Origin of the sequence: Xanthomonas campestris pv. campestris str. ATCC 33913 (genome assembly GCF_000007145.1) — a bacterium.
GTDB lineage: Bacteria > Pseudomonadota > Gammaproteobacteria > Xanthomonadales > Xanthomonadaceae > Xanthomonas > Xanthomonas campestris.
The window spans coordinates 4,631,099-4,651,349 of the sequence record NC_003902.1 but is presented as its reverse complement, the minus strand read 5'-3'; the positions used below and the strand labels follow the sequence as shown (position 1 = coordinate 4,651,349).

The window sequence follows — 20,251 nt, the reverse complement described above, 5'->3', positions numbered from 1 at the left end:
CTCGGTCCTTGGAAGTAAGCACTTTGTTGCGATGTAAAGGTGACGCGCCTTGTACCGACTTGAGGGAGTAGATTCAGGCATGAAATCTGGCCGCACCCTAGGTGATCTGTTCTCCTTCTCCGTCTTTGTGGCGCCGAGCACGCTCACGGGTGTGTTCGGCGATCCGAAGGTTCGGATCGTGAGCTTGCATGACCGAGCAGGTGCGTCGGGCCGGGATGCATGCACCACAGGCCATCGGGATCGACGAAATCGCTATCCACAAGGGCCGTGACTACCGAGTGTGGTCAGCGACCTGAAACGCGGCCGGCCGATCTGGTTCGGCGGCAGCGGTCACACGGAGGCAAACATAGGCCAGTTCTTCGCCGATCTGGGGCCGAAAAATCCGCGTCCATCGGGCTGGCGGTGATGGATATTTGGCGCCCGTTCCGGGGCCTCGGTGGGCAGAACGCCTGAGGAGCGCCCATCGTGTCGATAAGTTTCACATCATGCGCCACCTGTCCGATGCGTCGGATCAGATCAGGCGCGACGAGTACAAGCGCTTGCAGGGCATGGAACGTGGCTACATCAAGGCCAGCGCTACACCCAGCCGTCGGGCCGGTAGAACCTGACCCTGGATGAGCGCGAGGCGCTGGCGAGGCTGCTGGCGGCCTACAAGTGCCTGAACACGGCGTACGGCTGAAGGGGTCGTTCGGCCAATTGTGGAGCTACCGCAGCGAACGCGGTGCCAGGGCGTTCTTTGAGCGCTGGAAGCAGGGCCTGCGCCGGAAACGACTTAGCGCTGTACCAGACGTTCGTTTGGCGGCCCGGGCTGGGTCACAGTGGGGACCAAGTGCCGTTGGATTGCTGAGCAGCACATGATTGAGATCGCCATCGTAGTGGCACCGCAATCATGAGAAAGGACGGATCTGCGTGGTCCAAGCCTTAGCGCGCAATATCATGCAAGAGAGGCCATTCTCGGCACCATCCCTGCGGCATTCCGTAAGCGCTCGGGCAGTCCCAACCGCTTGCGGCGAAGGCTGTTATTGACGCGCGGGTCCCTGCTGGGCACGTTTGAAGGCTTTGCTTTCCTCAAGGCGACGTGTTTGCTCGTCACGTTTGCGGAACAGCTCAGTCAGAGCCGATGGCGCCTCAATCCTGGCCGCAGTCAGGCAGTTGCTTCGCGTGGTGTCGAAGTACAGCGAGACGGCAGATCCCTGCAGATAGAAGCCGTAACCGACAACCGGATGCAAGTCTTCTGGGCCAGGGGATGCCACAACCTCTTTGAACTGGAACCGTTGCCGTGCCTGCTCGCGCTTCACGCAACCGCCCTCGAAGGTCAAAAGTACCGTTGGGTTCGTGTCAGATTGCGGAGTTACTGCAGTACTTAAGCGGATGTTTCCGAAAGTGCTTGTCTTTGCCGGCAAATATCCTCCCTGTGCCTTGTCAGCGGATGCCACCGACACATTTGCACCCACTTCGGCGAGCAAGACGCCTGCTCCAGCGTTTCGGGTTGCTGCCAATCTTTCAATGTAGTTAAGTGCCTGCCCCTGGGTGGAAGCCGTTGAAGCAGGACGGTCCTTGTCCACAGCTGATGCTCTGTTCTGCATGAGCAGCGCGATCACAACTGCAGCCATAACAAGTGCGTTCTTCCGCGCGGCTGGGCCGTTACCAGGGGTAGCGTGCATCGTAGTCATCCTCATAGAATTTCCTGTACGTCTTCCCGGACGAATTAGTGTTGCCATCGCAAAAGGCATTGCCGATATCAATCAGCGGCGAGTTACCGGCGATCAATGGTTCTATGACGGAGGCGTTCTGCGCGATCAGGGGCACGTCGAGGTATCCGGCTGTAGCCTGATAAATCTCGCTACTGGCCTTGAAATTGTTGGAGGCCGCTTGCGCTTCCCACACGCATAGGCGTTCAACGTACTCGGTCTTGGTGAGCGGAGGGGTTACGTTGGGAATACCCGCAGCAAAATGACCCAGCTCATGGGCCAGGATACCTGTGGTCTTCGGTGCCCCGGAATAGCTTGGTGCATCCGCGTCGCAAGAGTATGGCTCAACGTAGATTGAGAGCGATACCGGGTCTAGTCGGGATGGACTGCCGTAGTAGCGACCTTTGGTATGGCTAGCAAGCTGGCCAAGCAGAAGTTGAGAATTCCACGCCATGATGTCGATACAATCGCCCAGATTTGTTGGCGTGTATACCTGGGCATGTCCCGGGCTGGCTGTATAGCTGAGTGCAACTCCAAGCAGCAGCATCCATTTGCGCATGAGACGACTCCAGCGTTATCAAATTACAAATATCTGACACGGTGTGAATTCACTATATCCAGGAAATTTCATCATCGGATTGGTCGAATGGCCGGTTGGTGCGGCGTGTGCCGCATACGGGATTGATGCACCGAGATTAGCTAATCTCAATAATTAAAACGTAATGCGGATATTAACCGCTGTCAACTCGCACTAAAAATCCGGTGCCACCCTGCCTTCCTGCCGCCGCTACCGGAGAAAACTTTCATCGCACCCAAACTGATCCGCGAAGACCAAACAAAACGTAGCGAGCAGTCGTTAGATAGGCGTGGATGGCGCGTTCAGAACCGCAATGGACGAGTGGTACATGCCGCACCGAGCACCGGCCACGCCCGTCTGGTGGTGAGCGCAGTCGTTTTGTGAGCTGTTCTAAGGCTTGCCGGATTGCGCTGCGCGTTGCCCGCCGCACCCTTGGCGCGCGCGCCGCTGCACGGATAGCGTTTGGCCAGCGCCTGCAGGATCAGGCCCGGAGCGGGCTCTTCCAGACGCTTCAACGGCAGCGCCGCAAGATCGGCAATGATCGCCTGCAAGTCTGGCGGGCCGGCCTTGCCTGCGGGCATGCACCACTTGGTGCGATAGCCGGTGCTGGCGACGCCGAGTACGTACGCGCCAGCGCGGCTGGCCGAGACCATGACCTTGAGTTCGGGCTGCCCGGGTGCGTCGATTTCCGGTGCCAGCGAACCGTCCAGTCCGGCATCGATCAGCGTCTGCCCGGTGAGTTCCCAGGCTCGGGCGTGCGCGCCGCTGCAGTGGTGGAGAGCAGGCTCAGGGCGGCCAGAGCCAGCAAGGTGATGCGACGCTGCATAAGCATTCCATCGTGATGAGAGTCGGTAGGCACCATAACGTGCGCGGCAGGCGAGCGCATGCGGCACGAGGGCGTGTGCAGGTGCTCTAGAATTGAAGCTTCCGCTGCACTTGGCCTGTCCGATGTCTTCCTCTCACAACGCTGCCGCGCCTGCGCCTGCGCGCAACGGGTTGGTCGTTCTCGCGCTGCTGCTGGTCTACGTGGTGTGGGGCTCGACGTACCTGGTGATCCGCTTCGCCCTGGCCGGCGGCGCGCAACCGCTGACGATGGTGTCCGGCGCGCGCTTCATCGTTGCCGGCACGCTGTTGTATGCGGTGCTGCGCTGGCGTGGCGTGGCCGCACCGACGCCTGCGCAATGGAAGAATGTGGCGTTCATGGGCGCGGCGCTGTTGCTGTTGGGCAACGGCATGGTGGTGCTGGCCGAGCGCAGCGTGTCGTCGGGCCTGGCGGCGACCGCGGTGGCATCGGTGCCGTTGTGGATGGCCTTGTTCGGCGCGTTGCGCGGCCAGCACGCCAGCCGCGGCGAATGGCTGGGCATCGTGATCGGATTTCTTGGCGTGGTCTGGCTCAATGCCGGCAGCAGCCTGACCGCCACGCCGGGCGGGCTGGTGTTGTTGCTGATCGCGCCGATCGGCTGGGCATTCGGCTCGGTGTGGTCGCGCGGGCGTGATCTGCCGACCCCGTTCATGACCGCCGCCGGGCAGATGCTGTGCGGCGGCGTGTTGCTGGTGAGCACCGGCCTGTTGCTGGGCGAACGCCCGCACGCCTGGCCCACCACGCAGGGCCTGCTGGCGGTGGCCTACCTGTGCGTGTTCGGCTCGATCGTGGCGTTCACAGCGTACGTGTGGCTGTTGCATCACGTGCGCCCGGCGCTGGCCGGCAGCTATGCGTACGTCAACCCGGTGATTGCGGTGAGCCTGGGCGCCTGGCTTGGCCACGAACGTTTCAGTGCGCACGATATCGGCGCAATGGCGGTGATCCTGTGCGGCGTGCTGGTGGTGACGCTTGCCAAGGCGCGCCGATGAGCGCGGTGTCGCCGGTCGAAGCGCGCCGCGGTTTGTTGATCACCGCGTCCACCTTCGTGTTGTGGGGCGTGATTCCGCTGTACTGGCATGTGCTCAAGGCGGTGCCGTCGCTGCAGATCATTGGCCATCGCATCGTCTGGAGTGCGCTGCTGGTGGTGGCGTGGCTGGTGGCCACCTCCGGCTTGCGCTGGTGGCGCACGATCGCCGCGCAGCCGCGCGCGCTGGCGATGCTGGCCGGCAGCAGCGTGGCGATTGCCTTCAACTGGGGCCTGTATATCTGGGCAATCAACGCCGGGCATGTGATCGAGAGCAGCCTGGGCTACTTCATCAACCCGCTGCTGAGCGTGCTGCTGGGCGTGGTGGTGTTGAAGGAGCGCTTGCGGCGTCTGCAATGGGTGGCGGTGGCATGCGCGGCGCTGGGCGTGCTGTGGCTGACGCTGGATGCGGGCGCGCCGCCGTGGATCGCGTTGGGGCTGGCGAGTTCGTTCGGGTTGTATGGCTTGCTGCGCAAACTGGTGGCGGTGGATCCGGTGGCCGGCCTGGGCGTGGAAAGCGTGTATCTGTTCGTGCCGGCACTGCTGCTGGTTGGCTGGGGCGAATACGGCCACGGCGGCGGTTTTATCGGCAGCTGGAGCCTGGGCACCGATGCGATGCTGATCTTCGGCGGCGTGGTCACGGCCTTGCCGTTGATCGGGTTCGCCTACGGTGTGCGGCGTATTCCGCTGTCGCTGGTGGGCATCCTGCAATACATCGCGCCGAGTCTGCAGCTGCTGCTGGGCGTGTGGTTCTTCCATGAGCCGTTCGACCCGGGCCGTGCGATTGGATTTGCCGCGATCTGGCTGGGCTTGTTGTTGTTTGTCGGCGACAGCGTGTGGCGTGCGCGCAGGCCTGCGGCGTCGCGCTGAGCGCAACGCGTGAGGCATGCAGGTGTGAGAGTGCGCGCGGAATGTGGTCGCGTGCTTGATGTACCTGCGTGCGGGACTCGATGTGCTATCTGGTTTCGCTACGCGCGCTTGCGAGCGCCCGCGCAGTGCTCTGAAGCGACGGCCTGCCCTGCGATCAGCTACGCGGCGGCGTTGCAGCCGCCGCCGCGACAGCAAGTGTGGAGGCCGGCAGCGCCTGCGGGGCCGGGCAAGTGCCGCGGTCCTGTTGCGTTTGCGCCAGCCAGGCATCGATCGGCTGCGCCAGCAGGTCCAGGCGCAACGGCAGGCTCAGATGGTCTTCGTCGTGCAGCTCGAGGTAGTGCGCGCGCGGGCTGGCCAGGGCGAGGGCACGGCCATGCGCCACCGGAATGTGCTGATCGGCATCGCCATGCAACAGCAGCACGCAGCTGCGTGTGGCGGCCAATGCCTGAGTGACGTCGACATGGTCCAGATCCAGCTGCAATTGCGTGTCTGCCGCGGCAATCACCGCATCGATGTCCTGGCCGCCGTAGCGCCAGCGCGCATATGCCGCCACCGCCTGCCCGCGCCAGCCGTTGGGCTGGCTGGCGAGCAGGTGCGGCACCATGTCGCGAATGCCGCGCCCGGCATTGGCGAAGGATTCCATGGCCACCACGCCGGCCACGCGGTCGCCCAGTTTGTCGGCGGTGAACAGCGCGGTGGCCGCGCCGTAGGAAATCCCGAACAGATACAGCGGGCCCTGGATCTCGCCGCGCGGCTGCAGTGCATTGATCACGTCGATGACGTCGTCGGACTCGCGCGTGCCGTAGCCGGACGGGCCACCGCCGGAATGGCCGTGGTTGCGCAGGTCGATGGTGACCACGCGGTAGCCGGCCTGCGCCAACTCCAACGACCACGGCAGCAGCGAATCGCCATCCATCATCCAGCCGTGCAGCAGCACCACGGTGCCGCGCGGTGTGGCCGGCGCGGCCGCGGTGGGCGCGGTGAAGCTGAAATCCACGTCCAGCGCATGCGCCGGGTCATGCCGCTGGCCGCGGTAGCGGTAGCGCATGGCGTACTGGCCCGGGTCGATCGCGCGCCAGAAGATCGGCACCTGGTCGCGGGTGACCACGTGCCCGCTGCGGCTGGGCACGCTGGCGATGGTGGCGGCAATGCGTTCTTCGTCCAGCAACGGCGAGGTGCCGCCGGGCGCGACCAGGCGCTCGCTCAGCGAGGTGGAGGACGAGGAACAGCCGGCCAGCCAAAGGCAGGCGCAGGCCAGCAGGAGCAGGCGCGTCATGGCAATGCATCGAAGGGCGAAGCGGCCGGGCAGACTACGGCCTGCCTGGCGCGCGCATCTACCGCAGTGCGGTGACAAAACGATGACAGCCCGCCCGGCGTTCAGCCGCAGCCAGATGGTTTGCCCTGGCTGTCATGCATTCCCAATCCCCAATCCCCAATCCCCATTCCCCACTCCCGGCGGACAGCCGCCCGCCTCACACCTCGCGCAATGCCGTGGTGATCGGCAAGCGCGCCGCGCGCAATGCCGGGAACAGCCCGCCCACCAGCCCAATGCCCAGCGCCCATTTCAGCCCGCTCCACAGCAGCTCCGGCGACACCTTGAACTGGAACACCACCTGGCTGAAGTTGTTGCCCAGCGTGGAGACGGTGTAGCCGTTGAACACTGCCCAAGCGATCAGCCCGCCCAGCAGGCCGCCGAGCAGGGCGAGCAGCATGGTTTCCAGCATCAGCGCCATGATCACCGGCACCCCGCGGAAGCCGATCGCGCGCATGGTGGCGATCTCGCGCGCCCGCGTGGCCACGGCGGCATACATGGTGTTGAGCGCACCAAACACCGCGCCCACCGCCATGATCGCGCCGATCACCGTGCCCAGGATGCTGATCAACTTGTTCAAGCCGCCGCCCTGCTTGCCGTAGTACGCGCGGGTGGTGTCCACATCCAGCTTGAGCCGTGGATCGGCCGCCATGGCGGCCTTGAACTGCGCAAATCCCGGTTTGCCGGCGGTGCGCGCGGTGATCGACTGATACGCGCTGCGGTTGTAGGTGGTGGCCAGGGTCTGCGCGTCGGTCCACATCTCCGAGTCGTGCGCATCGCCGGACGCGAATACGCCCACCACCGTCCACTGTTGGCTGCCCAGGGTGAGCGTCTTGCCCAGTTCCAGCCCGCGGAACTGATTCAACGCGCCCTTGCCGACCACGATCTCGCGCAGGCCGGGCGTGAAGTGGCGGCCCTGCACCAGCTTGACCTTGGTGTGCACCGCCCAGGCCTGTTCGCCCACCCCGCGCAATTGCGCGTTGACGTCGGTGCCATCGGATTTGGAGGCGATGTTGACCACCTGCGCCAATTCCGGCGACAGCAGCGGGCGCCCGTTGGCATCGGTCGCAATGCCGGGCAGGTTGCTGATCAACGGCACCAGATCGCGGGTGATCACCGAGTTGGTCTCCGCTTGCGAGCCGCCGCGCAGCACAATGGCGGTGCTGTCGTCGCCGGTGTTGTTGAGCGTGGCCTGGAAGCCCTGGCCCATCGCCAGCATCGCCACCAGCACCCCGACCACACCGGCGATGCCGACCACGATCACCGAGCTGGAGCCCCAGCGTTGCGGCAACGTCGCAATGCCGATGCGTGCCGCCGCCAGCGACAGCCGGCCGCTGCGTGTGACCACCAACCACACCGCCAACAGCGCGGCGATCGGCAGCAACAACGTCCATGGCAAGGCGATCCACGCAGCCAGGCCGATTGCCAGCAGCACCACCGACAGCAGATTGACCAGACGGTTCTTCCATTTGCTTTGCATCTGCGTGCTCCTGTCAGCGGCCGGCGAGGGCATCGACGATCTTCAAGCGCTGCGCGCGTAACGCCGGCAGCACACCCACCACGATGCCGATCCCGGCCATCAGGCCCAGGCCGACCAACCAGGTCTGCAGCGGCACCGTCTGTGTCGGCATCAGGCCACCGCTGCGCGTGGCCACCATCGGAATCACCAACGCCGACAGCCCCATGCCGATCAACCCGCCCAGGCCAATCAGCAACACCGATTCGACCATCACCAACGTCAGCACGGTGCGGTCCTGGAATCCCAGCGTCTTGAGCGTGGCCAGTTCCGGAATGCGCTCGCGCACCGCCTGCGCCATGGTGTTGCCGGTCAGCAGCAGCAAGGTGAAGAACACCGCGGCCATGATCGAGGTGACGATCAAACCGATGTCGGCGAACTGCTTGAGAAAGGCCTGCTGGAACGCCGATTCGGTCTGCGACTTGGTTTCATGATCGGAGTTGGCCGACAACGCGTCGATCGCCAACGCCACGCGCGAGGCCTGGTCGGCACTGCGCAAGGTCACCGTGTACCAGCTCACCTGGTTCTTGATGTAGTCGTTGGATTCGTCGAAATATTTCCAGTTCATCATCAACTGGCGTTCCTGGTTGGCTGCCACGGTGCGGTCCTTCATGCGGAAGATACCGACCAGTTGCAGCGGCCAATCGTTGCTACCGCTGCGCGGGAAGATGGTGGCCTGCAGTGGAATGGTGTCGCCGATCTTCCAGCCGAATTGCTTGGCCAGCGACTCGCCGACCACCGCGCCGGTGCGCGTGGTCTGGAAGGCCTTGAGCTGGTCCTTGGGTAGCTGGTATTCGCTGTAGACATCGAAGAAGTTCGGCGCCACCGAAAAGTTCGGGAAGAAATTCTTCGGGTCCTGGTAGATGCCGCCGAACCACATCGCCGAGGTCACATCGCGCACGCCCGGCACGCTGCGAATCTGGTTTTCCAGGCGGATCGGCAGCGATTGGGTGATCGACAGCCGCGAGGCCACCACCAACCGGTCCACGCCGCTGACGTTGCCACCGGAGGTAAACGCCACGCGCACCGAATCGAGCATGCCGAACAACAGGAACGCCGCCACCACCGACAGCAGTGTCAGCAAGGTGCGCGTCTTGCTGCGGAACAGTTGCGCCCACACCAGCGAGAGATACTTCATGGCAGCGCTCCTTTACAGCGCGAGTGGCGCGTCGGCCAGCTCACCCTTGTCCAGGTGGATGGTGTGGGTGGCGTATTCGGCGGCCTTCGGGTCGTGGGTGACCATGACGATGGTCTTGCCGTGTTCGCGGTTGAGTTCCTGCAGCAGGCGCAGGATTTCCTCGGCGTTGTGGCGGTCCAGATCGCCGGTGGGTTCGTCGCAGATCAGGAAGGTGGGGTCGGACACGATCGCGCGTGCAATCGCCACGCGCTGCTGTTGGCCGCCGGACAATTCGCTGGGCTTGTGGTTGCGGCGTTCCTGCAGGCCGACCAGGGTCAGGGCGATTTCCGCATTGCGCTTGCGTTGTGCGGCGTTGAGCGAGGTGAGCAGCAACGGCAGCTCCACGTTCTTCTGCGCGGTGAGCATCGGCATCAGGTTGTAGAACTGGAATACGAAGCCGACATGATGGCTGCGCCAGGTGGCGAGCTGGCCGCCACTCATGCGGTCGATGCGCTCGCCTTCGATCTCGATCTCGCCGCCGCTGGGTGTGTCCAGCCCGCCGATCAGGTTGAGCAGGGTGGTCTTGCCGGAGCCGGAGGGCCCCATCATGGCGACGAAATCGCCGCGGGCAATTTCCATGTCGATGCCGTGCAGCACCTGCACTTTTTCCGGGCCGCGTTGGTAGGTCTTGGTGATGTTGCGCAGGGTGACAAGGGCGGTCATGACGGTTCCTGACGGGGCAATGGCGGGAATGGAACGGCAAGGCAAAGCGACAACGCATGGCAGGACGACGGTGCAACACCGCGGCTACGGGCAGCAGCCGGCCGCTATTCCGCACAGCGGCCTCGATGCAGCGCGACAACGGCAAACACGGCCACACACAGCGGGCTCCAGCAATTCAACAGCGGGCACGACACAGCAAGACACACAGCACACGACGTTCGGCAGCTGCTGATTTCGACAAACGCCGCAGCGCTGCGCTGCAATCAGGTTGCGTCTGCTTAGAGCAGCTATCAAAACGACTGCGCAGCCGCCAGGCGGGCGCGGCCGGTGATCGGAATCGGCATGTCCCCCGTACACTCCGGTTCCTCCGCGCCGTCCGCACCCACCTGACGGCTGCTCGCTACGTTTTGTTAGCCGCTCTTAGTGCAAAGGCGCCATCGCGTGCATCACTCGCTCTCGGCGGCCGCCTCGACCACCGTGTCGCCATCTTTCAACTGCGCCGGCGGCTGCAACACCACGCTGTCGCCGGCGGCGAGGCCCTTGCTGACCTGCCTGTCCTCGCCCAGGGTGACGCCGGTGGTGACGGTGTGCGCCTGCACGCGGTTTTCCGCATCGACCACGAAGGCAACCGTGGCGCCATCGCGCTCCACCAGCGCGGCGGCGGGCACGCGCACGCCTTGCGGCGTGGCCGCTTCCTGCGGTTTGGCCGGTTCCAAAAAGCTCACTCGCACGCCCATTTCCGGCACGATGCGTGGGTCCTTGACCTTCAATGCCACGCGCACCTTCACCGTGGCCTTGCCGCGATCGGCGGTGGGGATGATGGCGATCACCTCGCCGGGAATCTTCCATTCCGGGTAGGCATTGAGCACCGCTTCGACCGGCATCTTCGGCTGCACCCGGCCGATGTAGGACTCGCCCACTTCCACCTCGATTTCCAGCGATTCCATGTCGACGATGGTGCCGATACCGGTACGGGTGAAGCCGCCGCCGGCCGAAAGCGGCGAGACGATTTCGCCCGGCTGCGCCGCCTTGGCAGTAACCACACCGGCAAACGGCGCGCGCACCACGTTGAAGTCCGAGCGGATCGCCGAGATCGCCAGTTGATTGGAGGCTACCTGCACATTGCGCTGCGCATTCTGCAGCTGCGCACGCAAGGCATCGCGCTGCGCGGTGGCCTGTTCGTACTGCGAGCGCGAGACCAGTTGCGCCCCTACCAGCGATTGCAGACGCGAGGCATCGGCATTGGCCACCGCCAGCTGCGCCTGCATGTTGTCCACCTGGCTGCGTGCGGCCGACAGTTGCGAGGCGGACAAGGTGCGTTGCGCGTCGGCGTCCAGCGGATCGAGCGTGGCCATCACCTGGCCTTCTTCCACGCGCATGCCTTCTTCGATCATCACCTCGCGCACCTTGCCGGTGACCTGCGCCGACACGGTGGCCATGCGTCGTGCCACCACATAACCGGAAGCATCCAGCACCGAGGCGCTGCTGCTGCCGGCGCTGATCGCCACCACCGGTGCGGTCTGCACTTCGATGACCTGGCGCCGGTTGAACCACCACAACGCGGCGGCAACGATGACGACGAGCACGATGGCCAGGCCGATCCACAGCCCACGCCGGGACGGGGCCGGTGGCGGGGTCTGGCGGTCGATACGGAGTTGCTTGAGCAGATCGGCGGAAGTGTTCATCGTTGACCGTGACGGGGTGCTGCGCGAAATGTGACCGGCCGGGCGCCGTGCCGCAAGCTGCCGGAAGTCACCAATACGAAGGCGACCAACGGGGTGGGGTGCCGCGCAGCATGCAACTGCCGCATCGTGCCCGCCAGTGACAGCTGTCACCCGCCGCACATGACAGCGGCAACTGGGCGCAGCGGTGGCAGTACGCAATGCTGGGTGCGTGCCAGGCTGTCGCGTTCGCCAGGCATGCGGTGCCAGCGCTGCGCCCGTCGCATCGCAGGTGTACGCACTGGCGCACGCGACAAGCGGGCCGTGCCTTACAGACCGGCTGCGTGCTCAACTGTTCCAGTCCACTGCGCGCGCCACAGTGGCAGACTCCAGCTTCCTCACCGGACTCATCCAGATGCGCTTTCCGCTTCCTGCCTGGTTACGCCCCGCCGCCAATTCGCAGGTCAGCGCACGCCTTGCGCAAGGGCAGTCGCCCTGGATGGATTGCGTACACCTGCTGTGGTCGGCCTGGATCTTTGTGGTGCCGGTGTTTTCTTCGCGTGGCTACGATGCCACCTGGCTGCTGTGCACGCTGCTCTCGTATCCGGTGTTCCTGCTGTTGTACGCGCGCATGCTGCTCGCCCCGCGCGGCCAGTTGTATCGCTACGCCTGGGCCATGGGCGTGCTCAGCGCGGTCTTGCTGCCGGTGTATTCCTCCGGCATCAGCTATTTCGTGTTTGCCTGCCTGAGCCTGCGCCCCTCCACCCGGCACGCGTTGTGGCGGCACTTCGGCATGCTGGTGCTGATGAACCTGCTGTACCTGGGCTGGGCGCGCTGGCTGGGGCTGGGCTGGCAATCGCTGGTGTGGTTGCCGGTCTCGGTGCTGGGCATGGCGGCGGTCGGCGCGGTGTACAGCGTCAACGAGCGCAAGGACATGCTGCTGCGGCTGTCACAGGATGAAGTGCGGCGGCTGGCCGCCACTGCCGAGCGCGAGCGCATTGGCCGCGATCTGCACGATCTGCTCGGGCACACCTTGTCGCTGGTGGCACTCAAGTCGGATCTGGCCGCGCGCCTGATCGAGCGCGACCCGCAGGCGGCGCGCAGCGAGATCGATGCGGTGGCGCAGATCTCGCGTGATGCGCTGGCGCAGGTGCGGCGCGCGGTCACCGGCATCCGTGCGGCCGGGCTGGTGGCCGAACTGGCCTCGGCGCGGGTGTTGCTGGACCTGGACGGCATCGTGCTGGAGCAGCACCTGGAAACGCTGGCCTTGCCACCCGAACACGAGACCGCGCTCGCGCTGGTGGTGCGCGAGGCCGCGACCAATGTGCAGCGCCATGCGCAGGCCAAACGCGTGCGGGTCCGCCTGCAGGCACAGGACGCGCATGCGGTGCTGGAAATCACCGACGACGGGCGCGGTGGCGTGATCGTGCCCGGCAACGGCCTGGACGGCATGCGTACGCGCCTGCAAGGCCTGGGCGGTGCACTGGATGTGGAAGCGCTGCCGCGTGGCATGCGCTTGCGTGCCAGCGTGCCGCTGCCGCGCCCCACGCTGGCGCCGGCCACTCCGCCGCTGCCGGTGCCGCTGATGCCACAGTCGCACTGACGGCGCATCGGTCGGTGCGCGTGTCGCATACACGCCAGGCGTGCGGCTGCTATCGTGCGCAGCCGTTGCATGCATGCGAGCGCGACCGATGATCCGTGTCCTGTTGGCCGAAGACCAAGCCTTGCTGCGCGGTGCGCTGGTGGCCTTGCTCGGCCTGGAAGACGACATCACGGTGGTCGGCAGCGTCGCCGATGGCGAAAGCGCCTGGCGCGAGCTGCAACGCCTGCAGCCGGACGTGCTGGTCACCGACATCGAGATGCCGGTGCTCACCGGCCTGGAGCTGGCGCAGCGCATCCAGCGGCAGGCGTTGCCGGTGCGCGTGATCATCGTGACCACCTTTGCACGCCCCGGATTCTTGCGCCGCGCCCTGGATGCCGGCGTGGCCGGCTACCTGCTCAAGGATGCGCCGGCCGAACAACTGGTGAGCGCCTTGCGCACGGTGCAGCGCGGCGGGCGCGTGATCGACCCGCAACTGGCAATGGACGCCTGGGTGGAAGCCGACCCCTTGAGCGAGCGCGAGCGCACCGTATTGCGGCTGGCCGGCGAAGGCCGCTCGGCCAGCGAGATCGCACAACAGCTGCAGTTGTCGCACGGCACCGTGCGCAATTACCTGTCCGAATGCATCGGCAAACTGGGCGTGGCCAATCGCATCGAAGCGTATCGCCTGGCGCGGCAAAAAGGCTGGTTGTGAGCAAGTGATGCGCTGATACGCGTGCACGGCATGCGCGATGTTCCGCGGTTGCACGCGCGATGTATTGCGGTGACATCCACAGTGCAGGACACGCATGGACACCTATTCCAAAACGCAGGGAAAGGCATGCCACGCGTGCGCAGGTACACTCGTTGATGGGTGATCAACGCGAGCGCATTGCATGAAACATCTGTGGCTGTTGGGTTTGCTATTGGCGTGTGCATTCAACGCATCTGCCGAGCAATTCAAGATTCTGGTGGCGGCCATTCCCAACCAATATCACCACGACTACATTCCCGTCGCCAAGCCGCAGTTCGAAGCGATGGCGCGCAAGCATTACGTCGAACTGGTGTGGGCCTGGAATGCCAAGGCCTTCGATGGCGATCTGTCGCAGTACGCGGTGATCGTGTTGCTCAACACACCGGCCACCGATCTGGATCCCACCCAGCGCGCCAACTTTCAGAAGTACGTGCGTAACGGCGGCGGTGTGGTTGCCGTGCACAAGGCGTTTGCGATCAAGCGCGGCGACTGGGAGTGGTACGACCATTTGATCGGGCGGTCGTTCCGCACCCATCCGTACATGCAGACCGCCATGGTGGATGTGGTGGACGCCAATTTCCCCGCCACGGCCGGCTTGCCTGCGCGCTGGGTGTGGACCGATGAGTGGTACGAATACGACCCGCCTTACAGCGATGAGTTAGTGACGCTGATGACGGTGGACGAATCCAGCTACGACCCCACGCTGATCTGGCCCGGCCAGGTCGCCAAGGGCATGGGCAGGCAGCACCCGGTGGCGTGGTACCACCGCTTCGAAGGCGGCCGCGTCTTCGCCACGGCATTGGGCCATCTGGCCGAGGCCTACAACGACCCGCGCTATCTGGAGCATCTGTACGGCGGGATTTACTGGGCCGCGACGGGCAAGGGCATCGACGCATCCGCGCCAGAGGCCAAGACAAAACGCCAGCGCTAGCCCCTCTCCCGTCGGGAGAGGGGTTGGGGAGAGGGTACGCGGCAAAGCCACTCCAGACGGCGGCGAACCCGATGCTTCGCCCGTACCCGCATCCGCCCCTGCGGAGCATCTTCTCCCGGCGGGAGAAGGGAGCCCAGCCCTGAGGTTTCCCCACATTTCCTCCTGGCAAATCAATCACTTGCGACGTAATTGCCTGGAAGAAAGTGCGCGCATGGCGCAATCTTCAAGGTGACTAAGCCAGAGAAGGTTGACGACCATGCGCGCCAGCGAAGTATTGCAGAAGTGCCTGCCCAACTCACTGTCCGGGATGCATGCGTTGCGCGAACGCGCGTTGCTGCATGCGGTCGAGGCGTTGTTGCACGGACGCAGGCTGACACTGATGGACATCGCACGTTCGTGGCCGAGCGCACTGCGGGTGCGCGCGCCGCTCAAGGCAGTTGATCGCCTGTTGAGTAATCGCAATTTGCAGGTCGAGCGATCAGTGATCGACCACGAGATGGCGCACTGGCTGCTGCGCGGCGCGCAGCCGGTAATCGTCATCGACTGGAGCGATCTGAAGCCAGACAAATCGTGGTGTCTGCTGCGCGCAGCGGTGCCGGTGGGCGGCCGCACGCTTACCTTGCTGGACATGGTAGTGCCAGGAAAGCAGCAGGGATCGCCTGGTGCAGAAAGACGCTTCTTGCAACAACTGAGGGCACTGGTTCCGGACGATGTTCGCCCGATCCTGGTCACTGACGCCGGCTTCCGGACACCGTGGTTCCGCGCTGTATCGGCCATGGGCTGGTGTTGGGTTGGGCGACTGCGCGGGCGCACGCAAGTCAAGCCGCAGGACGTGCGGGATGAAGCAGATCAGTGGATCGACAGCCGGAAACTGCATGTGTTGGCGTCCAATCGTGCATGCGAGTTACCGCCGATGCAGGCCAATCGCAGCGATCCACTCGATTGCAGGTTGGTGATTTACGCCAAGGCACGGCAAGGGCGCAAACAGTGCAATCGCCGCTCACCCGCCAAAGTCTCGCGTGCGTCATCGAGTCTGAAGGCCGCAGCGCGCGAGCGCGAGCCTTGGCTCATCGTTGCATCCCCGCAGCTGCAGGCGCCCAGCGCAAAGCAGTTGGTCAATGTGTACGCACGACGGATGCAGATCGAGCTTGCATTTCGCGATCTGAAATCACATCGCTACGGCCAGGCGCTGGAAGACAGTTTGACCCGACGCGGCGAGCGACTGCAGATCCTGCTGCTGATCAATACGTTGGCTGCATTCGCCAGCTGGTTGGCGGGGCTGGGATGCGAAGCGACCGGTATCGCCCAGTGGCTGTCTCCTCGCAACAGCACACGCAAGCTTTACTCCACGCTACGCATCGGCCGAGAAGCGCTGGTCAGGCAGTGGCCGATGGAACCCGTCTCACGGTGGATAGGGCGCTTGCGCGCACTGCCTGCGGCAGTGCGCGAGCAGATGACGCTTACGGTGTAAAACGTGGGGATACCTTAGAGCCCAGCCCCCATCCATCAACGCGCGGACCGCTCCCCGCGCGCCATGCTGGAAAACACGCCATCGCGGCGTACCCAGGCATGGAACAGCGCCGCGCTCAGATGCCCCAGCACGGTGGCGAACAACAGATACGCCAGCCAGCCATGCGCACTGCGCAGCCAGGCATAGAGCGCCGGGTCATGCGGTGCGATTGGCGGTAACTGCGCGCCCGGCCACAACACGATGGGATACGCGCCGGCCGACAGCATTGCCCAACCGATCAGCGGCATGCCCAGCATCAAGGCGTACAACAGCCAGTGCGAGGCGATGGCTGCCGCCTTCTGCCAGGCCGGCAGATCGGAGGGCAGCGGCGGCGGGCGGTTGCGCAGGCGGTTGATCAACCGCAGCACGGCGAGAATCAAAATGGCGATGCCCAGCGGGCGATGCAGGTCGATCAACCACGGCCGCTGCGTCACTGAGGCCACCATGCCCACGCCGACGAACAGCATGGTCAGGATCATCGCGGCCATCAGCCAATGCAGCACGCGTGCGGGCAGATTGAAGTGGGTACGGCTGCTCATGGGTGGGCTCCCTGGCCGGTGGCGGCGCCGCCTTTACCGCTGGCGATCTCGCGCTCGCGTCGATTGAACGATTGCGAATACACCGACGAGCGCGCCGCCAGGATCGGGTCGTTGGAGGCGGCAATGCCCTTGGGCAGGATCAGCGGGTCGTAGTTGAGATCGCGGCATGGGCCGCTGGCCTGCGGCTGCGCATGGTCGAGCGACAACGTGCCGGCCACGATCTGGCGGCGGCTCGCCGGCCATGGCTGGGAGGGGTCATCCACCGGGTCGCCGGGCTCGGCGACGGTCAGCACCATGTCCCAGCGCAACGGCCCCTGCGCCAGGCGCGCATCCAGATCGGTGGCCAGAAAATCGCCATCGGCCTGTGCGCGTTGTTCCGCACTCAAGCCCTTGAACGGCGTGTGCGGGCGCATCGACCAGCGGATGTAGCGCTCGCGGCCATCGGCGGCCACCGCGCGGAAGGCGTTGACGCCGTTGTATTGGGTATTCGCCCAGCTGTCCGACCACGGCGCGGTCTTGGCCCACTGCTGGAATTTGGCCGCCTCCGGGTACTGCTTGCCGAACGCCGCCAGCTTGGCCGGATCGGGTTTGCCTGTGGCCGGGTCGGGCTTGGAGGCGACGTTGAGCGCCTGAAAGCCGGCCGGGGTGGCCACCACGAAGAACGGAAAGCTGTTCATGGCGGTGCGCCATTCCTGCCCGTCATCGCTGCGCAGTTGCAGCGCCATGCTGCGCACGCGGGCCGCACCGTCGGCACCATGCGGGTCGCCGCCGCCAATCGACATGCGGCCCAATACCGGTGTGCTGGCCTGGCTGAAAATGCGTGCTGACGACACCCAGGTGGCCTTGCCGCTGGACTGGAACTGCCCGCTCACGCACACGCCCTTGGTATGCGCACGCCGGAAGCCCGGATGCGGCGGCCCGCTGGATTCGATGGTGTCGGTCATGCGTGCGGCGGTCAGCCGGTCGCCGCCAATCCAGCCGGCGGTCCAGGCGAACGCGATGGCGATGCCGCCGGCAATCGCTGCGATACCCAGCAAGGGCACCACAGGGCTGCGTGCGCGGTGTGGCGAGGGAGGTGGCAACGACATGGCTGGCTCCGGGTGATGCGAGAGGTGATGTGGCGGTCGCCCGGGTTGGCCGCGCAGTCGCCGCGGCAGAGGACGCCTGCGCCGCATCATCCGCAGGGCGCTGCTTGTAGCGTGTGATGTTGGCAACGCGCGGGCAAGTGCCGGTGTGACCGGCGCTTGCAACGCATGCGCCCGCACTGCGTCCCGGACGTCTCAGCGCGGTATCCGACGATGCCGGGCGCGCGCCGCGCCGGCCGTGTGCCTCAGCCGCCGTAACGCTGCTGCAGCATCGCAAAGGCCGAGCGCAACGCCAGTGCTTCGCCGCCGGCGGGGCGGCCGGGGCGGTCGCTGTCGTTCCAGGCGTAGACGTCCAGATGCGCCCACGCCAGGCCCGGGGCGATAAAGCGTTCCAGATACAGCGCCGCGGTCACCGCGCCGGCCATGCGCGAGCCGGCATTGGCCATGTCGGCGACATGGCTGTTGAGATACCGCAGGTACGGGCGCCACAAGGGCATGCGCCAGACCGGGTCGCGGGTGCGTTCGCCAGCGCCCAACCAGGCCTGCGCCACTGCTTCGTCGTTGGCGAACAGCGCCGGCAGGTCCGGGCCCAGCGCAATGCGCGCCGCGCCGGTGAGCGTGGCGAAATCCAGGATCAGGTCCGGGCGTTGCTCGCTGGCGTAGCTGAGCGCATCGCACAGCACCAGGCGGCCTTCGGCATCGGTGTTGTCCACTTCCACGCTCACGCCGGCGCGGGTGATGATCACTTCGCCAGGACGGAATGCATCCGGGCCCACGGCGTTTTCCACCGCCGGAATCAGCAACGTCAGCTGCACCGGCAGCTGCTGCGCCATCACCAGCCCGGCCAGCGCCAGTGCATGCGCGGCGCCGCCCATGTCTTTTTTCATGTTGCGCATGCCGTCGGCCGGTTTCAGGTCCAGCCCACCGGTGTCGAAGCACACGCCCTTGCCGACCAGCATCAGGTGCGGGTGTTCCGGCTTGCCCCAGCGCAGCACGATCAACCGCGGCGCCCGGTGCGAGGCACGGCCCACTGCATGGATGGTGGGGAAGTTCTGCGTCAGCAACTGCTCGCCGACAATCGCCTCGACCTGTGCGCCGTGCGTCTGCGCCAAGGCGCGTGCGGCGTCTTCCAGATGCTGCGGGCCCATGTCTTCGGTGGGTGTATTGACCCAGTCGCGCACCTGCAGGCAGGCCTCGATCAGCGCGCGGGTATGCGCAGACGGCGCGGCGGCCAGTTCGGCCGGCGCACGCGGCACCTTGCGGTAGCGTGCAAAACGGTAGGCCCCCAAGCCCCAGCCCAGCTGCAGCAGCGCCTGTTCGGCTTCGTTCAACGGCGTGGCCAGCATCCAGCGGCTGGCCGGCGGCAGCGCCATCGGCGCATGCGCATACGCATACGCGTCAGCGCGGTCACCAATGCCCAGCACCGCACCGGCCAGGCCCTGCTCACCGGGCAGCAGCAGCACGCTGCCGGGTGCGGCGTCGAAGCGTTGCGCCTGCGCCCATGCCAGCACCTGGGTGGGCTGGTCGGCACACCAGCTGGCAAACCCTTCGCGGTCGAGGACATGCAGCGGCAACGCCGCCGCGCTGGGGTCGGTGAAACCGGTGAGGTGCGACATGGGAATCCTCGAATGCAGCGCGGCATGCCGCGCGAAAGCTGCGGAAAGAAGGCGCCGGGTTTAGCCGGGCACGCACACGCCAGCGTGCGCCGCCGGTGTGTGGTGCACGTCCAGCCAATCGGCCAGGCCGGTCAGGCTGTCGAACTCCAGGTCCGGCTGCTGGGTGGGGTGCGACCACTGCGCCTGCTCGCGGTTGATCCAGCACGCGCGCAGGCCGGCATCGAGCGCGCCCAGCACATCCATGCGCACGTGGTCGCCCACATGCAGCACCTGTGCGGGCGGCGCCTGCAGGCGCGCGCATGCGGCCAGGAAGATGCTCGGGTCGGGTTTTGCGCTGCCGTGTTCGCGCGAGCCAAGCTGGAAAGCGAAATGGTGCATCAGGCCGATGCGTTCCAGATCGGCATTGCCGTTGCTCAGCGCGGCCACCGGCACGTGCGCGGCGATGCGTGCCAAGGCATCGAGCGCATCCGGATAGCATTCCACCTGATTGCGCGCGGCATAGAACACTTCATACGCCGGCTCCAGCAACGCCAGATCGCCGCCGCTGTCGCGCAAGGCCATCTCCAGCGTGAGCCTGCGCAGCGCGCTCAGGTCGTGATGCAGGTGCGGGTTGTCGGCAAAGCTGCGCTCACGCAACTCGCGCATCGCCTCCACCGGGAACCGCGCTGCGGTGACCGGGCTGTGCTCGCGCATCCAGTCGTACAACACTTGATCGATGCGCGCACCGATCGGAGCGAAGGGCCACAACGTGTCGTCGAGGTCGATGGTGATGGCGCTGATTTGGAAACTCATCGCGAGATTGTAATGCCGGGAATGGGGAGTCGGGAATCGAGAATGGGTAGAGCGCAGCCACTGCTCTTGCGATTCCCGATTCCCAACTCCCG

Annotated in this window: 18 protein-coding genes, 2 other RNA genes and 1 pseudogene; 8 read left to right on the top strand and 13 right to left on the bottom strand. The window is 65.3% G+C overall.

Annotation, left to right across the window (positions count from 1 at the left end):
• Window positions 1-485 precede the first annotated feature (485 nt).
• The gene (locus tag XCC_RS20315) at window positions 486-608 is read left to right on the top strand and encodes a hypothetical protein (protein WP_019238067.1); all 123 of its coding nucleotides are present in this window, start codon (window positions 486-488) and stop codon (window positions 606-608) included.
• Between the two features lie 411 nt (window positions 609-1,019).
• On the opposite strand, the gene XCC_RS20310 is transcribed toward XCC_RS20315, so the two are convergent.
• From XCC_RS20310 to XCC_RS20295, 4 genes and pseudogenes are all read right to left on the bottom strand, one after another.
• Window positions 1,020-1,664: a hypothetical protein gene (locus tag XCC_RS20310; protein WP_228422657.1), complete on the bottom strand. Its 645-nt coding sequence runs from the start codon at window positions 1,662-1,664 to the stop codon at window positions 1,020-1,022.
• Window positions 1,645-2,250: a hypothetical protein gene (locus XCC_RS20305; protein WP_011038993.1), complete on the bottom strand. Its 606-nt coding sequence runs from the start codon at window positions 2,248-2,250 to the stop codon at window positions 1,645-1,647. The genes XCC_RS20310 and XCC_RS20305 overlap by 20 nt, the downstream gene beginning before the upstream one ends.
• Window positions 2,251-2,521: 271 nt before the next feature.
• Window positions 2,522-2,598: non-coding RNA, sX9 sRNA (locus tag XCC_RS20300), on the bottom strand.
• An 86-nt stretch (window positions 2,599-2,684) separates the two neighbouring features.
• Window positions 2,685-3,094: pseudogene (locus XCC_RS20295) on the bottom strand (Rap1a/Tai family immunity protein); the annotation flags it as partial.
• A 122-nt stretch (window positions 3,095-3,216) separates the two neighbouring features.
• On the opposite strand from XCC_RS20295, the gene yedA reads away from it, so the two are divergent.
• Complete coding sequence (yedA, locus tag XCC_RS20290) at window positions 3,217-4,119, top strand: drug/metabolite exporter YedA (RefSeq protein ID WP_011038991.1); 903 nt, start codon at window positions 3,217-3,219, stop codon at window positions 4,117-4,119.
• Window positions 4,116-5,024 (top strand): EamA family transporter RarD, encoded by a 909-nt coding sequence (rarD, locus tag XCC_RS20285; protein ID WP_011038990.1) that lies wholly within the window; start codon window positions 4,116-4,118, stop codon window positions 5,022-5,024. Before yedA ends, rarD begins: the two co-directional genes overlap by 4 nt.
• A 154-nt stretch (window positions 5,025-5,178) precedes the next feature.
• Here rarD and XCC_RS20280 read toward each other — a convergent pair whose 3' ends face one another.
• The 4 genes from XCC_RS20280 to XCC_RS20265 all read right to left on the bottom strand — a co-directional run bounded on the left by XCC_RS20280 (window position 5,179) and on the right by XCC_RS20265 (window position 9,692).
• The gene (locus XCC_RS20280) at window positions 5,179-6,300 is read right to left on the bottom strand and encodes an alpha/beta hydrolase family protein (RefSeq protein ID WP_011038989.1); all 1,122 of its coding nucleotides are present in this window, start codon (window positions 6,298-6,300) and stop codon (window positions 5,179-5,181) included.
• 196 nt (window positions 6,301-6,496) lie between these two features.
• Entirely contained in the window at window positions 6,497-7,816 is a 1,320-nt protein-coding gene (locus XCC_RS20275; RefSeq protein ID WP_012439496.1) for an ABC transporter permease, read from the bottom strand.
• 13 nt (window positions 7,817-7,829) lie between these two features.
• Window positions 7,830-8,990 carry an ABC transporter permease gene (locus tag XCC_RS20270; RefSeq protein WP_011038987.1) on the bottom strand — a complete coding sequence of 387 codons (1,161 nt, stop codon included), beginning with the start codon at window positions 8,988-8,990 and terminating at the stop codon, window positions 7,830-7,832.
• Window positions 8,991-9,002: 12 nt separating this feature from the next.
• Complete coding sequence (locus XCC_RS20265) at window positions 9,003-9,692, bottom strand: ABC transporter ATP-binding protein (protein WP_011038986.1); 690 nt, start codon at window positions 9,690-9,692, stop codon at window positions 9,003-9,005.
• 342 nt (window positions 9,693-10,034) lie between these two features.
• Between XCC_RS20265 and XCC_RS20260 the strand changes: the two genes are divergently transcribed.
• Window positions 10,035-10,108: non-coding RNA, sX9 sRNA (locus XCC_RS20260), on the top strand.
• 30 nt (window positions 10,109-10,138) lie between these two features.
• Here the strand turns inward: XCC_RS20260 and XCC_RS20255 are convergent.
• Window positions 10,139-11,377: an efflux RND transporter periplasmic adaptor subunit gene (locus tag XCC_RS20255; RefSeq protein ID WP_019238069.1), complete on the bottom strand. Its 1,239-nt coding sequence runs from the start codon at window positions 11,375-11,377 to the stop codon at window positions 10,139-10,141.
• A 391-nt stretch (window positions 11,378-11,768) separates the two neighbouring features.
• Between XCC_RS20255 and XCC_RS20250 the strand changes: the two genes are divergently transcribed.
• The 4 genes from XCC_RS20250 (at window position 11,769) to XCC_RS20235 (ending at window position 16,088) form a co-directional block, all read left to right on the top strand.
• Complete coding sequence (locus tag XCC_RS20250; protein ID WP_019238070.1) at window positions 11,769-12,956, top strand: sensor histidine kinase; 1,188 nt, start codon at window positions 11,769-11,771, stop codon at window positions 12,954-12,956.
• Window positions 12,957-13,044: 88 nt separating this feature from the next.
• The gene (locus tag XCC_RS20245) at window positions 13,045-13,647 is read left to right on the top strand and encodes a response regulator transcription factor (RefSeq protein WP_011038983.1); all 603 of its coding nucleotides are present in this window, start codon (window positions 13,045-13,047) and stop codon (window positions 13,645-13,647) included.
• Window positions 13,648-13,828: 181 nt separating this feature from the next.
• Window positions 13,829-14,617, top strand: coding sequence for a ThuA domain-containing protein (locus XCC_RS20240; protein ID WP_011038982.1), 789 nt, complete (start codon window positions 13,829-13,831; stop codon window positions 14,615-14,617).
• A 256-nt stretch (window positions 14,618-14,873) separates the two neighbouring features.
• Window positions 14,874-16,088: an IS4-like element IS1481A family transposase gene (locus XCC_RS20235; protein WP_011035386.1), complete on the top strand. Its 1,215-nt coding sequence runs from the start codon at window positions 14,874-14,876 to the stop codon at window positions 16,086-16,088.
• Window positions 16,089-16,123: 35 nt separating this feature from the next.
• On the opposite strand, the gene XCC_RS20230 is transcribed toward XCC_RS20235, so the two are convergent.
• The 4 genes from XCC_RS20230 to XCC_RS20215 form a co-directional block, all read right to left on the bottom strand.
• Window positions 16,124-16,666 (bottom strand): cytochrome b, encoded by a 543-nt coding sequence (locus XCC_RS20230; protein ID WP_011038981.1) that lies wholly within the window; start codon window positions 16,664-16,666, stop codon window positions 16,124-16,126.
• Window positions 16,663-17,754: a catalase family peroxidase gene (locus XCC_RS20225; protein WP_011038980.1), complete on the bottom strand. Its 1,092-nt coding sequence runs from the start codon at window positions 17,752-17,754 to the stop codon at window positions 16,663-16,665. The genes XCC_RS20230 and XCC_RS20225 overlap by 4 nt, the downstream gene beginning before the upstream one ends.
• A gap of 242 nt (window positions 17,755-17,996) precedes the next feature.
• Entirely contained in the window at window positions 17,997-19,367 is a 1,371-nt protein-coding gene (locus XCC_RS20220) for a leucyl aminopeptidase family protein (RefSeq protein WP_011038979.1), read from the bottom strand.
• A gap of 60 nt (window positions 19,368-19,427) precedes the next feature.
• A complete protein-coding gene (locus XCC_RS20215) occupies window positions 19,428-20,159 on the bottom strand; it encodes an HAD family hydrolase (protein WP_011038978.1) in 732 nt (243 codons plus the stop codon).
• Window positions 20,160-20,251 lie beyond the last annotated feature (92 nt).